The following is a 20,991-nucleotide window of genomic DNA, read 5'->3' on the forward strand; positions in this document are numbered from 1 at the left end:
GGTGTTCGGTGTGGGCCTCAACTACCTCAGCCACCTCAAGCGTCTGGGCAGCGAAGCGCCGGCCCATCCACTGGCTTACATGAAACCCGAGTCAGCGCTGGTGGGTGCCGGTGACGAGATCGATTATTCGCCGCTGACCTGCCAGCTCGACTACGAAGTAGAACTGGTCGCAGTGGTCGGCCGGCCGTTGCTGGACGAGCCGCACGCCAGCGACTGCCTGTTGGGCTACACGATAGGCAATGACATCAGTGCGCGGGATGCCGGCAAACAGATTGGCCGGCTGGACCTGTTGACCCAGAAAGCCATGGACCGCACGACACCGGTCGGCCCCTGGATTGTGACGGCGGATGAGCTGGGTGGTACAGGCCAGCCTGCGCTGGAAATGCGCCTGAGCGTCAACGATGAAGTGCGCCAGCACGACAACACGCGGCAGATGATTTTCCCTCTGGATGAATTGCTCAACTATCTGGATGCACGCATCAGTCTGCGCCCTGGTGACCTGGTGTTTACCGGTTCCAGCCACGGTGTGGGTCTGGAAACCGGGCGCTTCCTGCGCCCGGGTGATCGGGTAGAAGCGCATATCGATGGCATTGGTCGACTGCGCAATAGCATTGCAGCACTTCGCCGGCTCAGCCCTGCGCGAGCACGCGGGCGACTTGGCCAGCCACTGGCACCGTAATCCCCCTGATATTGATCGGCGAAAACGCTGAGGAGTAATGATGAGCGAGGGTTCGGCGTGGGCGCCGTTTCGCAACAGAGCGTTCCGAGGCTTATGGCTGGCAGCCGCCGTGGTCAATATGGCGATCTGGATGCAGACCGTGGCCGCGGCGTGGATCATGACCACGTTGACGACATCGGCGGTCATGGTCTCCCTGGTGCAGACCGCCGTGACCTTGCCGGTCTTCCTCTTCGCCTTTCCCGGCGGGGTGATCGCCGATCGGGTAGACCGCCGCGGATGGCTGATCATTACCCAGTGCATGATGCTGTTCGCGGCGCTGGTACTCTGCCTGTTGGCGTACAGCGCGCATTTGGAAACCTGGGGCCTGCTGGCGTTCACTTTTGTACTGGGCACCGGCAGTGCGCTGGGCATGTCCGCGTGGATGGTGACCATGGTCGGCGTGCTGCCGCGCGATCAGGTACCGGCTGCCGTTTCCCTCAACGGAATCTCCATCAACGCGACCCGCGCGTTGGGGCCGGCGCTGGCCGGCGCGCTTATTGCGTACTGGAACACCACGTCGGTGTTTCTGGTGATAGCCCTGTGCATGTTGGTGGTGCTGATTTTCCTCTTTTCTCTGGCGCGTAATCCGCCTGCCGCTGGCTTGCCGCCCGAGACCCTGACGGGTGGCATGCGCAGTGGCCTGCGCTACATCCGCCATTCGGCGGTGCTGTTCAGCGCCATGAAGCAAGTGTTGGTGTTCACCAGCAGTGCGAGCGCTTTGTGGGCGTTGATGCCACTGGTGGCCAAGCAGGAACTGGGCATGGATGCCGGAGGTTATGGCCTGCTGATGGCATTTCTGGGGGCCGGTGCAGTGCTGGCGGCGCTCTGCTTGCCGCGTTTGTATCGGGTGATGAGCATGCGTCATCTGTTGATGTGCGGCTCCGTATCGTTCGCCCTGGCAAGCGTGGCCGCCGCGCTGTCGAACAACCGCTACGCGGTCTGCGCAATGATGTTGCTGGCTGGATTCGGCTGGATGGCGGTCAACGCGACTATTTCCACGGTGGTGCAGACTTACGCCGCCAACTGGGTTCGCGCACGGGTCGCCTCCGTGTATGTACTGATCCTGATGGGCGCGATGGCAGCCGGGGGCGCGTTATGGGGCGCGTTGGCGCAATACTTGGGGCTAAGCGAAAGCTTGTTGTTATCGGCACTGTTACTGCTGGTGGGTATCGCGCTGACCCGTAATGATTACGTGGAATTGGGTCAGGAATCCGATTTCGCCGAAGTTCAGGTAACCGACTCCTTGCAGCTGACCGGCAATATTTCCCATTCCGACGGTCCGGTATCGGTGGAGATCGTCTATCAGGTGACCGAGCCAGAACGTGATGCCTTTCTGACAGCCGTGTACGCGGTCGGCAAGGCGCGACGCCGCAACGGTGCGCAAAACTGGCGGCTGTACCGCGACATGTCGGCTGATCAACTCTACAGCGAACGCTTCATCGTCGAATCCTGGCTCGATTACTTGCGCCAGCAGGTTCGGGTAACGCAAGCGGACCATGCCCAGGAGCAGGTTCTTGAGCATTTTCGCCGCGAGGATCTGCAAACCCGCCGTCTGATCTACCAGCCACCGCTGAAACAAACCACGTAGCTCGAAAATTCCCAGATAAAACTTTTCCGTGCCGATTCATTCTCAGGCTAGAATGACCGCACTTTAAAGTGACTGGATCGGGCATGGACCTCTCTGACGTTAACGACACCACCAAAGCGGCCGGCGCGACCATCGTCAAGCCCGTTTCCAATGCAATTCGAATCCTGCGCTACCTCAGTCAGGTGGGCACACCGGAACGATCGGTGGACATCGCCCGACAACTGAAAATCAATCCCAGCACCTGCTTCAACATCCTGCGCACTCTGGTGCAGGAGGAAGTGGTCGACTTCAGCTCGATGTCCAAGCGTTACTCTGTAGGCTTGGGGTTGGCACGGCTGGTGGAACAACTGGTGACCCAAGGCCATCGCGTGCAGATGGCGAAACCGCTGTTGCAGAACCTGGCTGCACGCCAACGGGTGACGATTACACTGTGGCGCAAAATGAGCGCTGACCGCATCGTCATCGTCAGTTCCGCTGCCAGCCCCACCGATGTGCGCATCGACATGGCCGAAGGTCAACGCTTGCCGATTCTGATGGGCGCCAGCGGTCGCTTGTTCGCCACGCAGATCGACCTTGACGACCCAGAAGTGCAGGGCAGCTTCGAGACCATTCGCTGGGCTCAGCCACTGCCACTCGAGGTTTACCGGGAGGAAGTCAGAACCGCGGCCGAGCGTGGCTGGGCCTTGGATGACGGGCATTTTTCCGGGGGCATTCTGGCGATCGCCGCACCGGTCTACTCGCCGTCCAACAGCATCGATTTCACCGTGTCGGCGGTGATGTTCCGTGGGCAGAGGGACGAAGAGGGCCTTGCCGAACTGGGCAAGGCGCTGATCGAATTCTGCAGTGAAGTGGCCGGCGTGCTGTATTGAGTTTCGCTGTTACTCGCGGACGAGCAGCAGGCTGCCACCCAACGGGCCGCCGCCTGCTGCCACCGTACTGACGGAATGTTCCCTGGTTTGGCGACCCTCGGCGCGGCCCCATAGCTGCAGACAGGCTTCGTGCACGTAGCCCAGACCGTGGGTGCGCCCGCCGGAGAGTTGCCCGCCGTTGGTATTGATCGGCAAACTGCCTTCCAGCGCGATGCGCGTGCCGCCCTCCACGAAAGCGCCACTTTGTCCGGTAGGGCACAGGCCCAAGGCTTCCAGCCAGATCAGGGTCAAAATTGAAAATCCGTCATACAACTGCGCCGATCCGACGTCCTGCGGGGTGTAGTCGGTGCGCGCCCACATCATCTCGCCGACATCGAAGGCGGCCATCCTTGTCAGCGATATCTGGTCCCAGGACCAAGGCTGATTCAACGCCGCGCCCATGGCTTCAATACGGATCGGCTTGTTAGGCTGGTCCTGAGCAATATCGCGCCGTGACAGGACGATGGCGGTGGAGGCATCGCAATGCACGTCGCAGTCGAACATGCGCAGCGGTGATGAAATCATCCGTGAGGCCATGTAGTCGTCCATGCTCATGGGCGTGCGATACAGTGCTTTGGGGTTGCGCATGGCGTTGCGGCGACAGGTCAGGGCGATCTGCGCCAACTGCTCAGGGCGAGTGCCGTATTCATGGAAGTGGCGCTGGGCGTACAACGCCATCAGGTTGATGCCCGACTGCACATTGAACGGCGTGAACCATTGCCAGGCATAGCTGCTGTCGCGACCTTGAGTCTTATTGGTGAGGGCGCCTGCCTGCTTGTTGACCAGGCGCGCCGAGGCTTCGGTAATGGTGCGAAATACCAGGACGTGCTTACACAGTCCCGCCGCAATCGCCATGGCCCCGTTGATGACACCTGTCAGCGGTCCCGGACCTTCATAGCCGCCACCGAACCAGTTGACGTTAAGCCCAAGTGCACTCTTCAGCGCACTGGGGCCCACCGGCGAAAACGCGTCGCCATTGTTGTTGTCACCCGGCCAGCACGCGACGCCGTCAATGTCGCTGCGTTGCAGGCCAGCGTCCGCAATGGCTTCGAGGCAGGCATCCAGGGTCAGGCGCATGGCAGATTTGCTAGAAGGTCGCCCGACTTCCGACTGCCCGATGCCGGTGATGGCTACGTCTTTCTCATAACGATGATCGAACATCACTGATCCTTTTCGAACAGAGGCAACCACACATCCTCGACATTGAGGAAGCTGACCCGCACTGGCATGTCGATATGCACCTGCGTGACCGGCACGCCTACCACGTTACTCACGAACTGCAAGCCGGGTTGTTCAACCAGTTCGATGATCGCGACCACGTAGGGCACTTCCAGCTCAGGCGCCCACGGCTGATAGTTGACCGTATAACTGAGCACCTTGCCTTTTCCGGACACCGCCTGCGCCGCCACATCGAAACTGGCGCAGTGCGGGCAGAGCGGGCCAGGCGGGTGGAAATAGCGGCTGCAGCCAGAACAGCGATGAATCAGCAGTTCGCCGTGTTGGCCGCCTTGCCAGAAGGCCCGGTTGTCGGCGTTGAGTGCAGGCAGTTTTCTAGGCATCAGCGCTCCGCAAGTGAGTGTTTGACTTGAAGTCATACGGTATCATTTGTACATATTTTCTAAAAGTGTCATATATTCATCCGAGTGAAGGCGCGAATCGACCGTTCGCGTCGTAAAACAACAATAAGAGGATGTCGCAATGCTCCAATCATTATTGGACAAGAGGGTAGTCGTCACTGGCGGGTTTGGTGCCCTCGGCAGCGCACTGGGCAAGTTTCTGCTGGCGCGTGGCGCCCACGTCGCACTACTGGATCGCAGCGAAGCGCCAAGTGCGTTGCTGGACACGGAAAACCTGCTATGCCTGGGTGGCGTCGACCTGACTTCAAGCGAATCGGCCAGCGCGGCATTCACGCACATTGCAGAGCAGTGGGGCGGTATCGATGGTCTGGTCAATGTCGCGGGCGGCTTCGCCTGGGAAACCGTGGAAGGCGGCGACTTGCTGACCTGGGATCGGCTCTATCAGATGAATGTGCGCACTGCGGTGGTCAGTTCCCAATCGGCCCTGGCGCACCTGTTGGGTTCCAAAGCAGGACGCATCGTCAACATCGGTGCGCTGGCCTCGATCAAAGCCGCGACGGGAATGGGCGCTTACGCTGCGTCCAAGGCCGGTGTCGCCCGGTTGACCGAAGCATTGGCGGAAGAGTTGAAGGACCGTGGCGTAACGGTCAACGCCGTGCTCCCCAGCATTATCGACACCCCGGCCAACCGTGCCGACATGCCCGATGCCGACAGCAGTCGCTGGGTCACACCAGACGCGTTGGCGGCGGTGGTCGCGTTCCTGTTATCCGATGAAGCCGCAGCGGTCACCGGCGCGCTCGTACCTGTGAGCGGCCGCGTATGAGGCTGGTGACGTATACCGATGCGGATGGCTTCGACCGCGCCGGGGCCTTGCTCAACCGCGACCAGCAGGTGCTCGATCTGCAAATCGCCTATCGCTCGCTGGAAGGTCGCGACAGTGTCGCGTTGAGCAGCATTCTTGCCCTGGTAGAGGCGGGTGAGCCGGCGCTGGAGTTGGCCCGTTCATTGGTAGCCAAGGCACCCTCGGCCGCAGTGCTGGAGCGTGACAGCGTGAAATTGCGCGCACCGATCCAGCCTCCCCCACAGATGCGCGATTGCTCCTGCTTCGAATTGCATCTGCGCCAGGCCTTCTCCGCGGCCCGCCGGGCCCGAGCGCTTAGGACCGACGATCCAGAGGCGACGCTGAAAGCAATGAACACGGGCGCCGACGACCGGGTGATCGAGACGTTCAACAAGCAGCCCATCTACTACAAGGGCAACCGTTTCGCCGTGGTCGGCATCGACGACGAATTCCAGTGGCCCAGTTTCAGTCAGGCGATGGATTTCGAACTGGAGTTCGGCTGCTACATCGGCAAGCGCGGCAAAGACATCAGCCGCGAAAACGCCCGTGGGCATATCGTCGGTTACACCATCTTCAACGACATGAGTGCTCGTGATGCCCAGGCGCTGGAAATGCCCGGCATGCTCGGCCCGGCTAAAAGCAAGGATTTCGACACCGCCAACATCATGGGGCCCTGCCTGGTGACCGCTGATGAACTGGGTGACCCCTACGACCTGAATATGGTGGCCAGGGTCAACGGGGAGGAGTGGGGGCGCGGTAATACCCGTGACATGCGCTGGAGTTTTGAAGACGTCATAGCCCATGTGTCCCGCTCGGAAACCTTGTACCCCGGCGAGTTTCTAGGCTCCGGCACGGTCGGCAACGGTTGCGGCCTTGAACAATTGCGTTACTTGAAACCCGGCGATGTGGTTGAGCTGGAGATCGATGGCATTGGTATGCTGCGCACCCAGGTGGGCAAGGCATCAAGCCAGGCGTGACGGTAAAGCCATTGCCGGAAGAATTCGCTTACAAGTGGCCAGTGAATTCTATGTACACAAACAGAGAAAGTGTCTTATATTTCCTCGCGACCACTGTCGCGACGCTCTGATCAGGAGGCAATCATGCTAACAACAACAAGCCCCGTATTGTCTGATGGAACCAAGGTCTCAGACCTCATCTACCCTTCAAGCCGTGAAGTACAAATGCGCGTGTTGTCCGACCGCGAAATTTACGAGCTGGAGATGGAAAAAATCTTCGGCAAGATCTGGGTACTCCTGGGTCACGAGTCGGAAATCCCCAACTCCGGCGACTTCATGGTCCGGGACCTGGGCTCCGACTCAGTCATCGTTGCCCGTGGCAAAGAGCGCGAGGTGTATGTAAACCTCAATGTCTGCCCGCACCGCGGCATGCGCATCAGCACTACCGACTGCGGCAACACGCAAATTCACAAATGCATCTATCACGGTTGGGCGTTCCGCCCGAACGGCGATTTCGTCGGCTCGCCTGTCGAGCGTGAGTGCATGCACGGCAAGATGTTGCCCAAGGAGGAGCTGGGCCTGAAAAAGGCGCGGGTCACCTTGTATGGCGGCCTGGTGTTCGCGACCTGGAACATCGATGGGCCATCGTTCGACGAGTTCCTGGGTGATGCCAAGTGGTACTACGACATGCTGTTCTGCCGCTCCGACAAAGGCATGGAAGTGCTCGGCCCACCGCAGCGCTTCATCGTCAACGCCAACTGGAAAACGGCGGGCGAGCAATCGGCGGCCGACGGTTTCCACACGCTGACCCTGCACCGCTGGTTGGGTGAAGTCGGCAACTATGCCAAGAAAGGTGAGGGCGAAACCGCCGACCTCAGCCCGGAAATGATCGGCGTCGAAATCAGCTCGCCGCACGGCCATGCCCTGCGCTGCATTGATCTGGCGCGCAAGATCAAACGTCTGACCGGCCTCGATCCTGCAGAGTTGACGGTGCAGGAAAAACTCGAAGCCTTGCCGCCGGCCGGCATGACTGCCGACATGGTCGAGCAGCTGGCTCGCAACCTGACCGAAGATCAGCTGAAAGTGCTCACCAGCATGCCGCCGCAAGTCGGCGGGATGTTCCCGAACATCCTTTTCGGCTTCGTCTACATTCCACAGCCAGACGGCACTGTGGTCGGCTCGATGACGCTGCACGCTTACGTACCGCAAGGGCCGGACAAGCTTGAGTTCGTCAACTGGGTGTTTGCCGAGAAAGACGCTTCCCCGGAGCTGCGCGACAAAATGCTCAAGCAGACCATCCAGCTGTTCGGCACCTCCGGCATGGTGGAGCAGGATGACTCCGATACCTGGCCGCACATGACCCTGGCCGCCAAAGGCGCGATGGGCCGCAAGAGCACCATGAAATACCAGGCAGTCTTCGAAACAGGCGCGCCGGAAGGCTGGCCCGGCCCGGGCATCGTCAACGAAGGCTTCACCAAGGACGATACCCAGTGGCACTGGTGGTTGTACTGGCACGAGCTGATGACAGCTTCGGACGACAAGTAACAACTTCGTTCGGGCCTCGTTCGACTGCGGTTCTCAGGGGCCGCTTTCGCCAGCAACCGCATTAACAAGAATAACAGTGAGGGAATGACTCATGGCTCAGGTTCAACAACGCGGTGTGGAGGATATCCAGCCGGGTTCGCCTGTCGGTACCCAACGGGTGCCTGTAGGTTCGCCGATCTACAACGATGTGGTGACCTTTCTCTACGAGGAAGCAACGCTGCTCGATCAGATTCGCCTGCAGGAGTGGGCTGAACGGCTGGACACCGATCTGGTGTACACCGTGCCGCTACGCCAGACCCGTCTGGCGGCCGAACTGAAAACCACCATCGTGCGCAGCGTTCAGCATTACCACGATGACTATCGCTCGATCATGGGCCGTATCTTGCGCTTGTCCGGCAAAAGCGCCTGGGCCGAAGATCCTCCCTCGCGCACACGGCGTCTGGTCACCAACGTATTCGTTGAAGAAACCGCCAAGAGCGATGAATTTGTGGTCACCAGTTACCTGTTGCTCACACGCAGCCGTTTCAAAGACCATCATGTCGACATCATCAGTGGCGAACGCCGCGACGTGCTGCGCCTGAGTGACACGGGATTCAAGCTGGCGCGGCGCGAAGTCATAATTGACCAAGCGGTGCTTGGTACTCCCAACCTGGCTGTATTCCTCTAGCCAAATCCGGCGATCCGGTTCGTTTGCGGATCGCCGTACCTCCAGGATCCTAGCCTGATACCCCGTGGCGCGAGCTCGTCTCGGCTAGCGTTCCTGGCCAAGCCATTGCTGATCCAGGGCGCACAGGCTGCCCTTGTTATGGCTGAAGTCCAATGTCGAGCCTTTCATCCGCAACGCCTGCTCCGCGCGTTCAGGCTGCTGGCTGTAACAGCGTGCGGTGGAAGAAGCATGGATCTGCGCGTCAAGGTTGTACGCCCGGCCCATCGAAATCAGCGTGCAGCGACGCAGCAACAGCGCCGCTTCAGCGGCATCTTCACTGAGTGTATTCAACGCCCAGCGTGCCATGCCTTCGCGAAGGTTAATGCCAGCGTAGGGAGAAGGGCCTTCAATCACCGTGCCATTTACATCCCAGGTCAGTTCCTCCTGGCTGTCGCGTATCAGGATGGCTCGGGTGCGGTTGTCGATGCGCTCGCCGACGGTGATTTCATAGCGCCGCTGGCGGGTTCCGCGCGCGGCGGCTGCAATTGCAAGACCCGCCAGATCGAAGAGGTGGGTGCATTGATGACTGGCGTCGGCCTGGCGGGTGACGGAGTGGGCGATCCGGTCCAGCTCCATGCCCACCAATTGTTGCAGATTGCCGCACGCCTGCGGGCACAAGGAGTAAGGATAGCGAAGCGCTTCGCCACCGATGGCCGTGACGCGACCTTCGTCGTGGCGCACCCAGACGCGGAAGTGGTGGAAGTCGTCTTCCAGCGCTGCACGTACTTCCCCGGGGCCTTGGCCGGCAACAGCAATGATGTCCACGCGGCGACGAAATACGGTCATCCTCAATATCCTTGTTCCAGTGCTGTTCGAGCTGACGAAATCAGCTATATTTGAACACTATAACCAATAATGTTCACTAAAAAACAAGAAATGGAGTGGCTATGGCACTGCTAAACGAACAGGTTGCGCTGATTACCGGTGCAGGTGGTGGTATCGGCCGCGGCATAGCGCTGAACTTCGCCAAAGAGGGCGCCGCCGTGGTGGTCGCCGAGCTGGATATCAGCAGTGGCGAGGCGGTGGTCGCAGAACTCAGAGCGCTGGGCGCCCGGGCTGCATTCATCAAGACCGACGTGTGCAGCAAGGCCGATATCGAAGCTGCCGTGCAACTGGCCGTCGATCAGTTTGGTGGCCTGGACATTCTGGTCAATAACGCTTTCGCGCCAACGCCCAATGTACTCCTGGAAGAAAAAACCGATGCGATGCTGGAGCAAACCCTCGGCTCTACCGTGTGGGCGGCCTGGTGGGCGATGAAAGCCGCGCTGCCGCACATGAAAGCGCGGGGCGGCGGCAAGATCATCAACTTCTATTCCATCGATATCGAGATCGGCGCCTGGTTGCATGGCGACTACAACACGGCGAAGGCGGCGATTGTCGGGCTGACCCGCAGTGCCGCTTCTGAATGGGGGCGGTTCAACATTCGCACCAATGCCATCGCGCCTACAGCGATGGGGGCCACGTTCCACAAGCTCGCTGCGGAGAACCCGGGGTTTGCCGAGATGTCCGCATCGATGCGGCCGTTAGGGCGCTGTGGCGAACCTGAGGCGGATATCGGGCCGGTGGTCGTGTTTCTGGCATCGGAGATGTCGCGGTTCATCACCGGTGAAACGATACACGTGGATGGCGGGCTGCATCTGCCCGGCTACAACTCCCGGCCCAAAGGCGTTCCCGTTCGCGAGTACTGATCGACCTGCAGCTGCCGCCGGACTCAACCGGCGGCAGCTGGCAACGACTGCGAAAAGCCAGAGTGCGAACAAAAGAAAGCCCGCTTGAATGCGGGCTTTCAACGTCGGATGCCTCTTCGGTTATTTCTTCGACACCACGATCGAAGTCGTTTCCAGATCCCACGTGCCCTGGGTTTTGCCCTCATCACGCAGCAAATACTTCAGCACGCGTCCCTGAGGATTTTTCGGCAAGCTGGTGCGGAACTCGATATAACGCGGCAATGCGTAATAAGGCACCGAATCGGTCGCCCAATGGAAGAGCTGCTCCGGTTCCAGCGTCACACCTTCGTGCAGCACTGCCGTCACCTTCACATCATCCTCGCCCTTTTCCGAAGGCACGGCATGCACGGCCACTTCAGCCAATGCCGGATGAGATGCAAAGGCTGCTTCCATCTCGAAGCTGGAAATGTTCTCACCGCGGCGGCGCATGTAATCCTTCTTGCGATCGACAAAGTAGAAGAACCCGTCATCATCGAACTTGCCGACGTCGCCCGTGTGGAACCACATGTTGCGCATCAACTTCTGAGTGTCTTCCGGACGACGCCAGTAGCCCTGGAACATGATGTCGGGCCTTAGCGGACGCACGACAATCTCGCCCGCAGCATTGGGCGGCACTTCCTGATCCAGGTCATCGACAATTCGTACGTCAAAATCGGCGATGCGTTTCCCTGACGACCCCGGTGCGGCGTATTCACCCGCTGCCAGTGAAGTGATCACACACGCTTCGGTCAGGCCATAGCCATTGCCGCCCACCAGTTTGGTACCAAAGCGCTCGCGCCAGATTTTTTTTGTTTCTTCGGTGTACGGGTTTCCGCGCGCAGTGTGGATTTGACCCACGCAGCGCAGCATCGCGTCATTATCCGGCGCCTGGGCGAGGAGGCCGCCCATACCGCCCAGGATCGATGCGATGGTCGCGCCCGAGCGCTCCACTTCGGGCCAGAAATTGGAGACCGAGAATCGCGGGAGAATGGCGGCGCGCGCGCCCACCAGAATACTGGCAATGATCGATACACAGAGCGCGTTCATGTGAAACAGCGGCAGCGGCGTGATGGTCACATCGTCAGCACTGGCCGGACCAGCCCGCAATTGCAGGCGCGCCAGGTTGCACATGAAGTTGTAGCTGATCATGCAACCCTTGGAGGGACCCGTGGTGCCCGAGGTGTAGATCAGACAGGCGAGGTCGGAGGGTTGCGGCTTGTGCGCGAGCGGGGTGGTGTCATGCCCGCGCCACTCATCGAGCGGGGCCACACGAATCGGGCAATCCGCAGCCGCTTCGAGTGCGCCACGGTGGAGGATGTGGTGAACGTCCTTCAACTGATCGGCGAGTGGAGTGATACGCGGTACATACGCCGCTTCGCAAATCACCACCGAGGTGCCGGTGTCGGCGATCTGATGACGAAGGAACTCGCCTTTGAGGGCAGTGTTGATCGGCACGCTCACAGCGCAGAGCTTATTGATGGCGAGCCAGGTGGTGACCGCATCGACATTGTTGTCGAGCATTGTCAGCACGGTTTCGCCCGCTTTAACGCCCAGCGCGGCCAATGCATTGGCCATCCTGGTAGAAAGTGAGTCAACCTGAGCATAACTGTATAACTCACCACTGAAATCTAGCAATGTCTTGTCTGGATGCCTTGCAACCGCGCGATCTAACGCATCTATGACAGTGTCTCGTTCTCCCACTGCCCAAGTGTCTGGATGTCCACTGCTACCCATCGGTTTTCTCCTTTTAGGCGCCCGCAGCTGGGTGGGCACCTGATTTTATTTTGAAGAGAGAATCAGATTCTAAATACAAACTGAGTAAATGTCTTTAGCAATAAGTTGAACATATACGGTTATTTATGCACAGATCCTGTGATAATGTTGCGCAATCTTCAATTTTACCGAGCTCGTCAAGCCATGCCAAAAGCAGCATCTAAGAAAGCAGAGGCGCCTGCTCCGGTCGCCAAAATCAAGAAGAAAGCGGCGCCTGAGGCAGCGGTGGCTCCAGTGAAATCGGTCGAGCGCCGTGCTGCTGCCAATTCCTCGGCCGGCAGCAAGGTCAAGCCGAACCGCCGTTCGGAAGAGACCATTGCGAACATCCTCAAAGCCACTGAAGAAGTCGTGCTAATGTCCGGCGCGGATCGTATTTCGATCCTCGACGTGTGCCAGGTGGCAGGCGTGTCCCGCGGCACCTTTTATCGCTATTTCGCCTCGCAGGAAGACCTGCTGGACACGTTTTCGCGACATAAGCGTGAAAGTTTTCATAGCTCACTGTCGCAGGAATTGAGCCACATCAGCGATCCGGAAGCACGCCTGAACGCTTTGTTCGCCTATCTCGACAACTACCTAGAACAAAGTCGGGCCCGGCGTCTTCTGGTGGTCGCGCCTGATTATGCGCTGGGTTTCTTTCGTCGGATTTTCCACGATTCGATCGTGCGCTTTCAGGATGGTCTGGGCATCGTGTTCGACGATTGGGACGATCGACTCGGGGTGCGTCTCGATCGTGAACTGATCTGCGAAATGATCATCCGGTACGTGTTGAGCGAAATCCTGGTGCCTGAAGCGGCCGGACGTCGATTGTTCCCGATTCGCGTGAAAAAACTGCTCGGCGCTTTGATCATGGGCTCGACCTCGCGAACCCGGCGCTAAATCCAGGAATGCTCACCGCTGTAGCCAAAGCCCCCGTTTATCGGGGGTTTTGCGTTTCCGGGCGCCCATTTTTTTGCTGCACATTAGCCACTTTCTTGTTTGCAGACGGCGCCAACTGACCTCAACGAGCATTCTTAAACGTTTGTCGAGGGCTCTGGGTCAGGCCTCTTCACGCGCCTTCAAAAATAAATTGAACAGTATTTTGATTTCTGATCAGTTTAAATTTAAGCTTCGATCAGAGCAGTGAGCTTCCAGCTTCCCTTTTCGCGGCAGACCGCTACCGTCCACGAAAAGGCACCGCGCTAAAAACCAACAAGAAAGTGCCAACTTCGAGGTACCAAGACATGCTTATCGATCTCCACGCCCACGCACCGCACCCTGGCTATTACAACCAGCACCCGCACTGGGGGCCGTTCTTCGAGCAGCACGCTGATGGCGATATCAAGCTGCGGGTAGGTGACTGGATTCTGGGTCTTGGATCGCCGGAGCGTAAAGCTGCCGTGCGCTCGGGTAATGGCCCCAAGCTTGAAGAATATTTCGCTCGCTGGGCTGACCCTAAAGTGCGTCTTGCAGGCATGGATGCGGCTGGACAGAACCTGCAGGTGGTGTCCGTGCCGTCTCACTGCTACATGTACTGGACCGAAGCGGAATTCGCCGTACCTTTCGCCCGCAAGGTCAACGAAACGTTGGCAGAGTACTGCTCAGCAGCTCCTGACCGATTGATGTTCTGGGCCCATGTGCCATTGAACGCGCCAGAAGCGGCTGCCGCCGAACTGCGCCATGCCTGCACCGAACTGGGCGCAAAAGGTCTGGTTGCCGGTGGCGCCAACTTCGGCGGGCTGGAATTCGATTCGCCGGAACTGGATGTGGTATGGCGAACCCTCTGCGACCTGGATTTGCCGATGTTCATCCACGGCTACAACCAGTCCGTGACCTGGGGCAAGAATGCAAACGATGACCGTTACGAAACTACCGCGATCGTGGGCATGCAGTACGACGAAAGCCGTTGCTTCTGGAACCTGATCTGCGGCGGCGTGCTGGACCGTTTCCCTGATCTCAAGGTGTACATCACCCATGGCGGCGGTTATGTCCCGTACCAACTCGGCCGTCTGGCCAAGACCAACGAAAATCTCGACGTCAAATACAACAAAAAGCCGCTGCTCGAATACATGAAGAATTTCTACTTCGACGTGGAGCTGCATGAAGTACCGATGCGCCAGGCTCTGGTAGACATCATTGGCGCCGATCATGTGTTGTATGGCAGCAACTTCGGCGGCAGTGATGCCGTGCGTCACGATCTGACTCATGGCCTGAAGCTGTCCGATGCAGACCTGCGCAAGATTCGCTACGAAAACGCCTGCCGCTTGCTGCACATCGATCCGGCCAAGTTGGGCAAGGTAGGTGCCTGATGAAACTGGCGCGATGTGAGTATTTCGGGACTGGCATCTTTTGGGCGGTGGTGGATGTCGCCCAAGACCAGGTGACGCCCATCTCCGGCAATTTCACTGACTGGGCACCCGGTGTCGCTGCCGGGCGCGGTATCAGCTCGTTGCGCTTTGCCGGACCCGCATTGCCGCTGTCCAAAGTACGCCTGCTGCCACCGATCGAACCGATCAACCGCGTGGTTGTAGCGGGCGCCAACTACGCAAAACATCTGGTCGAGTTCGGCTTGAGTGCGCCGTCCCAGCCGGTTGCCTTTCTCAAGGCCTATGGCGCGCTAATTGGCGCCAATGACCCGATACGCTTTCCGCCACTGACTGAAGAACTCGATCACGAAGTTGAACTGGTAGCCGTCATCGGCACTGCCGAGATTGACCTGGAAAACCCGCTCGGCTGCGTGCTGGGTTACACGGTTGGCAACGACGTCAGCGCGCGGGATCTGCAACGCAGTGGACCGGCCGGTATCGGCATGGACCTGTTCGCGGCCAAGAGCCAGGATCAGACCACGGGTCTGGGGCCCTGGATCGTGACCAAAGACGAGTTCCCGGAGGGTTCCCCGCAGCTCCGCCTGACACTCAAGGTGAACGGCGAGACGCGCCAGGACGGCTCGACTGGCGAGATGACGTGGGGGGTCGATCACCTGATCCGCTTTGTACAGCAGCGGTCCAGTTTTGCCTGTGGCGATGTGTTGTTCACGGGGTCGCCGGCAGGAGTGGGGATGGGCACCGGTCTGTTCCTCAAGGAGGGTGATGTGGTCGAAGCCAGCGTCGAAGGCATTGGCACGTTACGCAATGTGGTCAGCGAAAAGAACCGCGCCTAATCGAGAGCCAAACATGAACGCCAATAATGAAAAAGTAGTCGTGGTCGGTGCAGGTTTGATGGGCACCGGTATTGCGCACGCGTTCGCCAGTTCCGGGTTCAATACGCTGTTGGTCGATACCAACGCCGCGTCATTGACGAGCGCCCGGGCCAGTATTGAAAAGATCCTTGCCGACGGTGTACGCCTGGGTAAGGTCAGTGAAGAAACAGCACAGCAATCACTCGCCAACCTGCAGACCTGCAGTGACTTGAGTGAAGCGGCGAGCGGTGCCAACTGGCTGGTGGAGACAGTTTCCGAGCAGTTGGCGGTGAAGAAGGCGGTGCTCGCACAAGCGGCACCGCTGCTGGCGCCAGATGCAATCATCGCTACCAATACTTCAGCGCTCAGCGTGACCGAAATTGCGGCGTCGGTGGATTGCGCCGATCGTGTAATCGGCATGCATTTTTTCAACCCTGTACATAAGATGAAGTTGGTGGAGCTCGTCCGCGGGTTGGCCACCAGCGATGAGGTAGTGGCACGTACGCGCAACCTCTGTGAACAGATCGGGAAAACCTCGATCATCGTCAACGAATCGCCAGGACTGACCACCAGCCGCATGTCTGCGCTCTTGGGTAACGAGGCGATGTGGATGCTGCAAGAAGGCACAGCCACCGCCGAAGACATCGACACGGCGTTGCGGCTGGGTTTCAACCATCCAATGGGCCCGCTGGAACTCGGTGACCTGACCGGTTGGGATACGCGTTTATCGGTCCTGCGGTACCTGCACCAGACCTTGGGCGAAAAATTCCGCCCTTGTCCGCTGATCATCAAAATGGTCGCGGCCGGTCGACTGGGTCGCAAGTCGGGTCAGGGTGTCTATCGCTATGAAGAGGGTAAACAGGTACCGGGTTCCGGACTCAAGGCGAGCGCGCTATGAAAGACATCGTGATTGTAGAGGCGGTGCGCACGCCAGTCGGCAAGTTTCGCGGCAGCCTGGCCGGCGTGCGTGCCGACCACCTCGGGTCGCTGGTAATCAGTCGCTTGCTGGAGCGGGTGGATCTGTCGCCCGCGCTGGTGGATGACGTGATCTTCGGCAACGTCACGCAAATTGGCGAGCAGTCCGCGAATATCGCCCGCACCGCCTTGCTCGGTGCGGGTTGGCCGGTCAGCGTGCCGGGGCTGACCATCGACCGCAAATGTGGCTCGGGCGAAGTGGCGGTGCATTTGGCCGTCGGTGCAATTGCGGCGGGTTCCGCTGATATCGTCGTGGCGGGCGGCGCGGAAAACATGAGCCGCGTGCCGATGGGCAGCAACCGCGAAATTCATGGCGAGGCATTTGGCTGGATGGCTTCGCAGCGTTACGAACTGACCAGCCAGGGTGAGGCGGCCGAGCGTATCGCTGATAAGTGGGCGTTGAGCCGCGACGCTTTGGATGATTTTGCATTTGCCAGTCACCAGCGCGCCGCCGCGGCGTCGGATGCCGGTTATTTCGATAATGAAATCGTGCCGGTCGAGGTCGAGGAACTTCGCGAGCTGGGAATGACCGAGCCTGCGTCAACACTGCGCCTGGACGAAACCATTCGTCGTGAGACCTCGCGGGAAAAACTCTCCACCCTTAAAACAAGCTTTCGCCCGGAGACTGGCCGGATCACGGCGGGTAACTCCTCGCAGATCTCCGACGGTGCGGCGGCATTGTTGCTGATGAGCGCCGACACTGCGAAAAACCTTGGGCTCAGGGCGCGAGCGCGGATTGTCGCCTTCACCACCGTCGGCGCCGATCCAACGTTGATGCTCACCGGCCCGATTGCCGCCACTGAGAAAGTGTTGGCCAAGGCCGGGCTCAACATCAATGACATCGACTTGTTTGAAGTCAACGAAGCGTTTGCCTCGGTGCCGTTGGCCTGGATGCAGGAGACCGGTGTGTCGCACGACAAGTTGAACGTCAATGGCGGCGCCATCGCCTTGGGTCATCCATTGGGCGCCAGCGGTGCGCGACTGATGACCACATTGTTGAATGAGTTGGAGCGCCGAGGCGGACGTTTTGGCCTGCAAGCCATTTGCTGTGCCGGCGGCATGGGCACCGCGACGATCATCGAACGGCTCGATTGAGATGGCACGCCTTCCGCTGATTCCTCTGGAGGCCATGCCGGCTGCGTTGCAAGCAGCAGTCGAGCGTGGTCAGCGCAGCCGCATGCTCAGTTCAACCACGCCGGTCCAGGTCTGGGCGCATCGGCCTGAAGTAGCCTTGGCCTGGCTGGGTTTGATGGAGCGCCTGCACAGCGACAGTTTGCTCGATGAGCGTCTGCGTGAGCTGGTGCGCCTGAAAATTGCCAGCATCACCACGTGTCAGGCCTGCCAGTTGGCCCGCAAGTCTGATTCAGTCACTGAAGAAGACATCGCCTGCATGGCGACGGACAGCGAGCACTTTACGCCGGCAGAGCGCGCCGCGCTGCGTTACGCCGAGTTGTTCGCCAGCGATTACCTGGCGATTGACGACACGCATTTCCTGCGACTTGGCGAGTATTTCTCGGTGGCTCAGGTCGCTGAGCTTGGGCTGTACTGTGCGCTGATGTTGGCAGGTGGACGCATGACATTGGTGCAGCAAGCCTACTGACACGTCTCGCAGCACAAATTGTTGGTCGGAATATCAATAAGTGTCCAATACAGTTCGTACCGGCCTATTATCAGGCGGTAGGTTCGGCATTCAACAGGCCACTTCACAAAAATAATGACAAAAATAGCGGAGACGATCATGTCCACACCGGCGCAGAACGATCTGACCAAGGCTTTTACCGATGTAGCCAGCAATTATCGCGGTAACAGCGATATCGACCTGCACGCGACTTATCGCGATATGCGCGCCAATTCGCCCGTGCTGCAAGAAAATTTCATGGCCCGGCTGGGCGTGCCGACCATCGCCGGGCTCGATGCCAGCCGGCCGACCTTTACCTTGTTCAAATACGACGATGTCATGGCCGTCATGCGTGACGCCAACACCTTCACCAGCGGTTTTATCGCCGAAGGGCTGGGTGCGTTTTTTGATGGTTTGATCCTCACTGCAATGGACGGCGAGGCGCACAAGAACATCCGCAATCTGTTGCAGCCGGTATTCATGCCGGACACGGTCAATCGCTGGAAAGAAACCAAGATCGACCGGGTGATTCGCGAGGAATACCTCAAGCCGATGGTGCCGGCCAAAGGCGCCGACCTCATGGACTTCGCCCTGTACTTCCCGATTCGCGTCATCTACTCGCTGATCGGCTTTCCCGAGGATCGCCCAGAGCAGATCGAGCAATACGCCGCCTGGGCCCTGGCCATCCTGGCGGGTCCGCAAGTCGATCCGGAAAAAGCAGCAGCGGCACGCGGCGCCGCGATGCAGGCCGCGCAGTCGCTCTACGATGTGGTCAAAGTGGTGGTGTCGGAGCGTCGCGCACAGGGCGCATCGGGCGACGATCTGATCAGCAGGCTGATCAACGCCGAATATGAGGGCCGCTCGCTGGACGATCATGAAATCGCCACGTTTGTGCGTTCGTTGCTGCCGGCCGCCAGTGAAACCACCACGCGTACTTTCGGCACCCTGATGTCGTTGCTGCTGCAAAATCCGGAGGTGCTGGAGCGAGTGCGCAACGATCGCAGCCTGGTGAACAAGGCCATCGATGAAGCAGTGCGCTTTGAGCCGGTCGCCACCTTCAAGGTGCGCCAGGCTGCCAAAGACCTGGAAATTCGCGGTGTGGCGATCCCTAAAGGGGCGATGGTGCAGTGCATCGTGACCTCCGCCAACCGCGATGAGGATGCGTTCGTAAACGCCGACACATTCGACATCGATCGCAAACCGAAACCGTCCTTCGGTTTTGGCTTCGGCCCGCACATGTGCATCGGTCAGTTTGTCGCTAAAACCGAGATCAACTGCGCCCTGAATGCCATCCTCGACTTGATGCCCAACATCCGTCTGGACGCTGACAAGCCCGGGCCGAAAATTGTCGGCGCACAGCTGCGCGGCCCGCACTACCTGCATGTGCTGTGGGACTGATGCACACGAACTTGAATTAATATGAACACATTCAAAAAATGTGTTTAATTAAAGCAGGATGTGCACTATGATTCAGGCACAACAACAAGCCCGAATGCGAAGGGGAAAACAATGAAAGTTGAAGATCTGATTCTCGTCAGTGTCGATGACCACGCGATCGAGCCGCCAAACGCTTTCGCTCGCCACATGCCTGCGCGCTTCAAGGGGCGTGAGCCTCATGTGGTCAAGAAAGGCGATCGCGATGTATGGGTGTTCGAGGAGCAGGCCACTGGCTACATGGGCCTCAACTCCGTGGTTGGTCGCCCTAAAGAGGAATACGGCATGGAGCCGTTGGGCTACGACCAGATGCGCCGTGGCACCTGGAACGTGAAGGACCGCGTCGACGACATGAACGCCAATGGCGTACTTGGCTCATTGTGCTTCCCCACCTTCCCGGGCTTTGCCGGCCAGCGTTTTCAGATGCACGCCGACCGCGACGTGTCGATGGCCGCGATCCAAGCTTACAACGACTGGCATTTGCACGATTGGTGCAACGCCGCACCGGGCCGTTTCATCCCGCTGATGATCGTGCCGTGGTGGGACATGAAAGCCGCTGCTGCCGAAGTAGAGCGTCTGGCCAAACAGGGTGTGCATGCGCTGTCGCTGTCGGACAACCCGGCCATTCATGGTTACCCATCGATCCACAGTGATTACTGGGACCCGCTGTGGAAAGCCTGCAGCGACAACAAAGTCGTGATCTGCTGCCATATCGGTACCGGCGTAAAAGCCCAGCACGCTTCGGATTTGTCGCCAATCGACGCCTGGATCACCTCCATGCCGATTTCCATCGCCAACTCTGCCGCTGACTGGATCTGGGCACCGATGTGGAAGAAATTCCCGGAACTGCGCATGGCCCTTTCCGAAGGCGGGATCGGCTGGATTCCTTATCTGCTGGAGCGTGCCGACTTCACCCACCGTCATCACAACGCGTGGACCAACTCCAACTTTGAAGGGAAGATGCCCAGCGACATCTTCAACAAACACTTCATCACCTGCTTCATCGAGGACAACTTCGGCCTGAAGAACCTCGATTACCTGAACGCCGAGATGGTTACTTGGGAAAGCGATTACCCGCACTCCGACTGCACCTGGCCGAACTCGCCGGAAACCGCATGGGAAGGTTTGCAACACCTACCTAAAGAGATGATCGACAAGGTCACTCACTTGAACGCAATGCGCGAGTTTTCCTTCGACCCGTTCTCCATCCACGGTCGTGAAAACTGCACCGTTGCTGCACTGCGGGCGCAAGCCACGCACGTCAGCATCGAGCCGGCCCTGGGTCTGGGTGGTGCCGATCACGGTCGCCAGGACAACAAGCCTGTTACCTCCGGCGACATCAATGCGATGTTTGCCGAGGCTGACGCGCAAACCGCGTTGTAAGTTGCCGCTGTTCCTGCAGTCGTCGGCCAACGGCGACTGCGGGGCGGTTGCGGTTCAGTGGTCGCTTCGTCCGAAGCGATTGCGCCAGTGTTCAGCCGTTAGAGAGCGC

At 59.1% G+C, this 20,991-nt stretch carries 20 protein-coding genes; 16 read left to right on the forward strand and 4 right to left on the reverse strand.

Going from position 1 to position 20,991, the window contains the following annotated elements:
- From F8N12_RS01340 to F8N12_RS01350, 3 genes are all read left to right on the forward strand, one after another.
- On the forward strand, positions 1–679 hold a 679-nt coding region (locus tag F8N12_RS01340; RefSeq protein WP_150578803.1), incomplete at its 5' end, for a fumarylacetoacetate hydrolase family protein.
- 40 nt (positions 680–719) lie between these two features.
- Positions 720–2,306, forward strand: a complete 1,587-nt coding sequence (locus tag F8N12_RS01345; RefSeq protein WP_150578804.1) for an MFS transporter — start codon at positions 720–722, stop codon at positions 2,304–2,306.
- Between the two features lie 83 nt (positions 2,307–2,389).
- Positions 2,390–3,175 (forward strand): IclR family transcriptional regulator, encoded by a 786-nt coding sequence (locus F8N12_RS01350; RefSeq protein WP_150578805.1) that lies wholly within the window; start codon positions 2,390–2,392, stop codon positions 3,173–3,175.
- Between the two features lie 9 nt (positions 3,176–3,184).
- Here the strand turns inward: F8N12_RS01350 and F8N12_RS01355 are convergent, their stop codons facing one another.
- Positions 3,185–4,375 carry a thiolase family protein gene (locus F8N12_RS01355; RefSeq protein ID WP_150578806.1) on the reverse strand — a complete coding sequence of 397 codons (1,191 nt, stop codon included), beginning with the start codon at positions 4,373–4,375 and terminating at the stop codon, positions 3,185–3,187.
- On the reverse strand, positions 4,375–4,773 hold the full coding sequence (locus tag F8N12_RS01360) for a Zn-ribbon domain-containing OB-fold protein (protein WP_150578807.1): 399 nt from the start codon (positions 4,771–4,773) through the stop codon (positions 4,375–4,377). The genes F8N12_RS01355 and F8N12_RS01360 overlap by 1 nt, the downstream gene beginning before the upstream one ends.
- Before the next feature lie 139 nt (positions 4,774–4,912).
- Between F8N12_RS01360 and F8N12_RS01365 the strand changes: the two genes are divergently transcribed.
- From F8N12_RS01365 to F8N12_RS01380, 4 genes are all read left to right on the forward strand, one after another.
- Positions 4,913–5,614 (forward strand): SDR family NAD(P)-dependent oxidoreductase, encoded by a 702-nt coding sequence (locus tag F8N12_RS01365; protein WP_150578808.1) that lies wholly within the window; start codon positions 4,913–4,915, stop codon positions 5,612–5,614.
- The gene (locus tag F8N12_RS01370) at positions 5,611–6,609 is read left to right on the forward strand and encodes a fumarylacetoacetate hydrolase family protein (protein ID WP_150578809.1); all 999 of its coding nucleotides are present in this window, start codon (positions 5,611–5,613) and stop codon (positions 6,607–6,609) included. The genes F8N12_RS01365 and F8N12_RS01370 overlap by 4 nt, the downstream gene beginning before the upstream one ends.
- Before the next feature lie 123 nt (positions 6,610–6,732).
- Positions 6,733–8,133: an aromatic ring-hydroxylating dioxygenase subunit alpha gene (locus F8N12_RS01375; protein WP_150578810.1), complete on the forward strand. Its 1,401-nt coding sequence runs from the start codon at positions 6,733–6,735 to the stop codon at positions 8,131–8,133.
- A 91-nt stretch (positions 8,134–8,224) separates the two neighbouring features.
- Positions 8,225–8,800, forward strand: a complete 576-nt coding sequence (locus F8N12_RS01380; RefSeq protein WP_150578811.1) for an aromatic-ring-hydroxylating dioxygenase subunit beta — start codon at positions 8,225–8,227, stop codon at positions 8,798–8,800.
- 84 nt (positions 8,801–8,884) lie between these two features.
- Here the strand turns inward: F8N12_RS01380 and F8N12_RS01385 are convergent, their stop codons facing one another.
- Complete coding sequence (locus tag F8N12_RS01385; protein WP_150578812.1) at positions 8,885–9,625, reverse strand: DUF2889 domain-containing protein; 741 nt, start codon at positions 9,623–9,625, stop codon at positions 8,885–8,887.
- A 101-nt stretch (positions 9,626–9,726) separates the two neighbouring features.
- On the opposite strand from F8N12_RS01385, the gene F8N12_RS01390 reads away from it, so the two are divergent.
- Entirely contained in the window at positions 9,727–10,527 is an 801-nt protein-coding gene (locus F8N12_RS01390; RefSeq protein WP_150578813.1) for an SDR family NAD(P)-dependent oxidoreductase, read from the forward strand.
- Positions 10,528–10,647: 120 nt separating this feature from the next.
- On the opposite strand, the gene F8N12_RS01395 is transcribed toward F8N12_RS01390, so the two are convergent.
- Positions 10,648–12,279 (reverse strand): ATP-dependent acyl-CoA ligase, encoded by a 1,632-nt coding sequence (locus F8N12_RS01395; protein ID WP_150578814.1) that lies wholly within the window; start codon positions 12,277–12,279, stop codon positions 10,648–10,650.
- A 183-nt stretch (positions 12,280–12,462) separates the two neighbouring features.
- Here F8N12_RS01395 and F8N12_RS01400 point away from each other — a divergent pair, with 183 nt between their 5' ends.
- The 8 genes from F8N12_RS01400 to F8N12_RS01435 all read left to right on the forward strand — a co-directional run bounded on the left by F8N12_RS01400 (position 12,463) and on the right by F8N12_RS01435 (position 20,882).
- Complete coding sequence (locus F8N12_RS01400) at positions 12,463–13,194, forward strand: TetR/AcrR family transcriptional regulator (RefSeq protein ID WP_150578815.1); 732 nt, start codon at positions 12,463–12,465, stop codon at positions 13,192–13,194.
- Positions 13,195–13,538: 344 nt separating this feature from the next.
- Positions 13,539–14,603 carry an amidohydrolase family protein gene (locus tag F8N12_RS01405; protein WP_150578816.1) on the forward strand — a complete coding sequence of 355 codons (1,065 nt, stop codon included), beginning with the start codon at positions 13,539–13,541 and terminating at the stop codon, positions 14,601–14,603.
- Complete coding sequence (locus tag F8N12_RS01410; RefSeq protein WP_150578817.1) at positions 14,603–15,454, forward strand: fumarylacetoacetate hydrolase family protein; 852 nt, start codon at positions 14,603–14,605, stop codon at positions 15,452–15,454. The genes F8N12_RS01405 and F8N12_RS01410 overlap by 1 nt, the downstream gene beginning before the upstream one ends.
- Before the next feature lie 13 nt (positions 15,455–15,467).
- Entirely contained in the window at positions 15,468–16,370 is a 903-nt protein-coding gene (locus F8N12_RS01415; protein WP_150578818.1) for a 3-hydroxyacyl-CoA dehydrogenase, read from the forward strand.
- Positions 16,367–17,542: a thiolase family protein gene (locus F8N12_RS01420; protein WP_150578819.1), complete on the forward strand. Its 1,176-nt coding sequence runs from the start codon at positions 16,367–16,369 to the stop codon at positions 17,540–17,542. Before F8N12_RS01415 ends, F8N12_RS01420 begins: the two co-directional genes overlap by 4 nt.
- A gap of 1 nt (position 17,543) precedes the next feature.
- Positions 17,544–18,047, forward strand: coding sequence for a carboxymuconolactone decarboxylase family protein (locus F8N12_RS01425; RefSeq protein WP_191623091.1), 504 nt, complete (start codon positions 17,544–17,546; stop codon positions 18,045–18,047).
- Positions 18,048–18,185: 138 nt separating this feature from the next.
- Positions 18,186–19,463 carry a cytochrome P450 gene (locus F8N12_RS01430; RefSeq protein ID WP_150578820.1) on the forward strand — a complete coding sequence of 426 codons (1,278 nt, stop codon included), beginning with the start codon at positions 18,186–18,188 and terminating at the stop codon, positions 19,461–19,463.
- 111 nt (positions 19,464–19,574) lie between these two features.
- Entirely contained in the window at positions 19,575–20,882 is a 1,308-nt protein-coding gene (locus F8N12_RS01435) for an amidohydrolase family protein (RefSeq protein ID WP_150578821.1), read from the forward strand.
- Positions 20,883–20,991: the final 109 nt, after the last annotated feature.

Origin of the sequence: Pseudomonas fluorescens, from assembly GCF_902497625.1 — a bacterium.
Taxonomy (GTDB): domain Bacteria; phylum Pseudomonadota; class Gammaproteobacteria; order Pseudomonadales; family Pseudomonadaceae; genus Aquipseudomonas; species Aquipseudomonas fluorescens_BQ.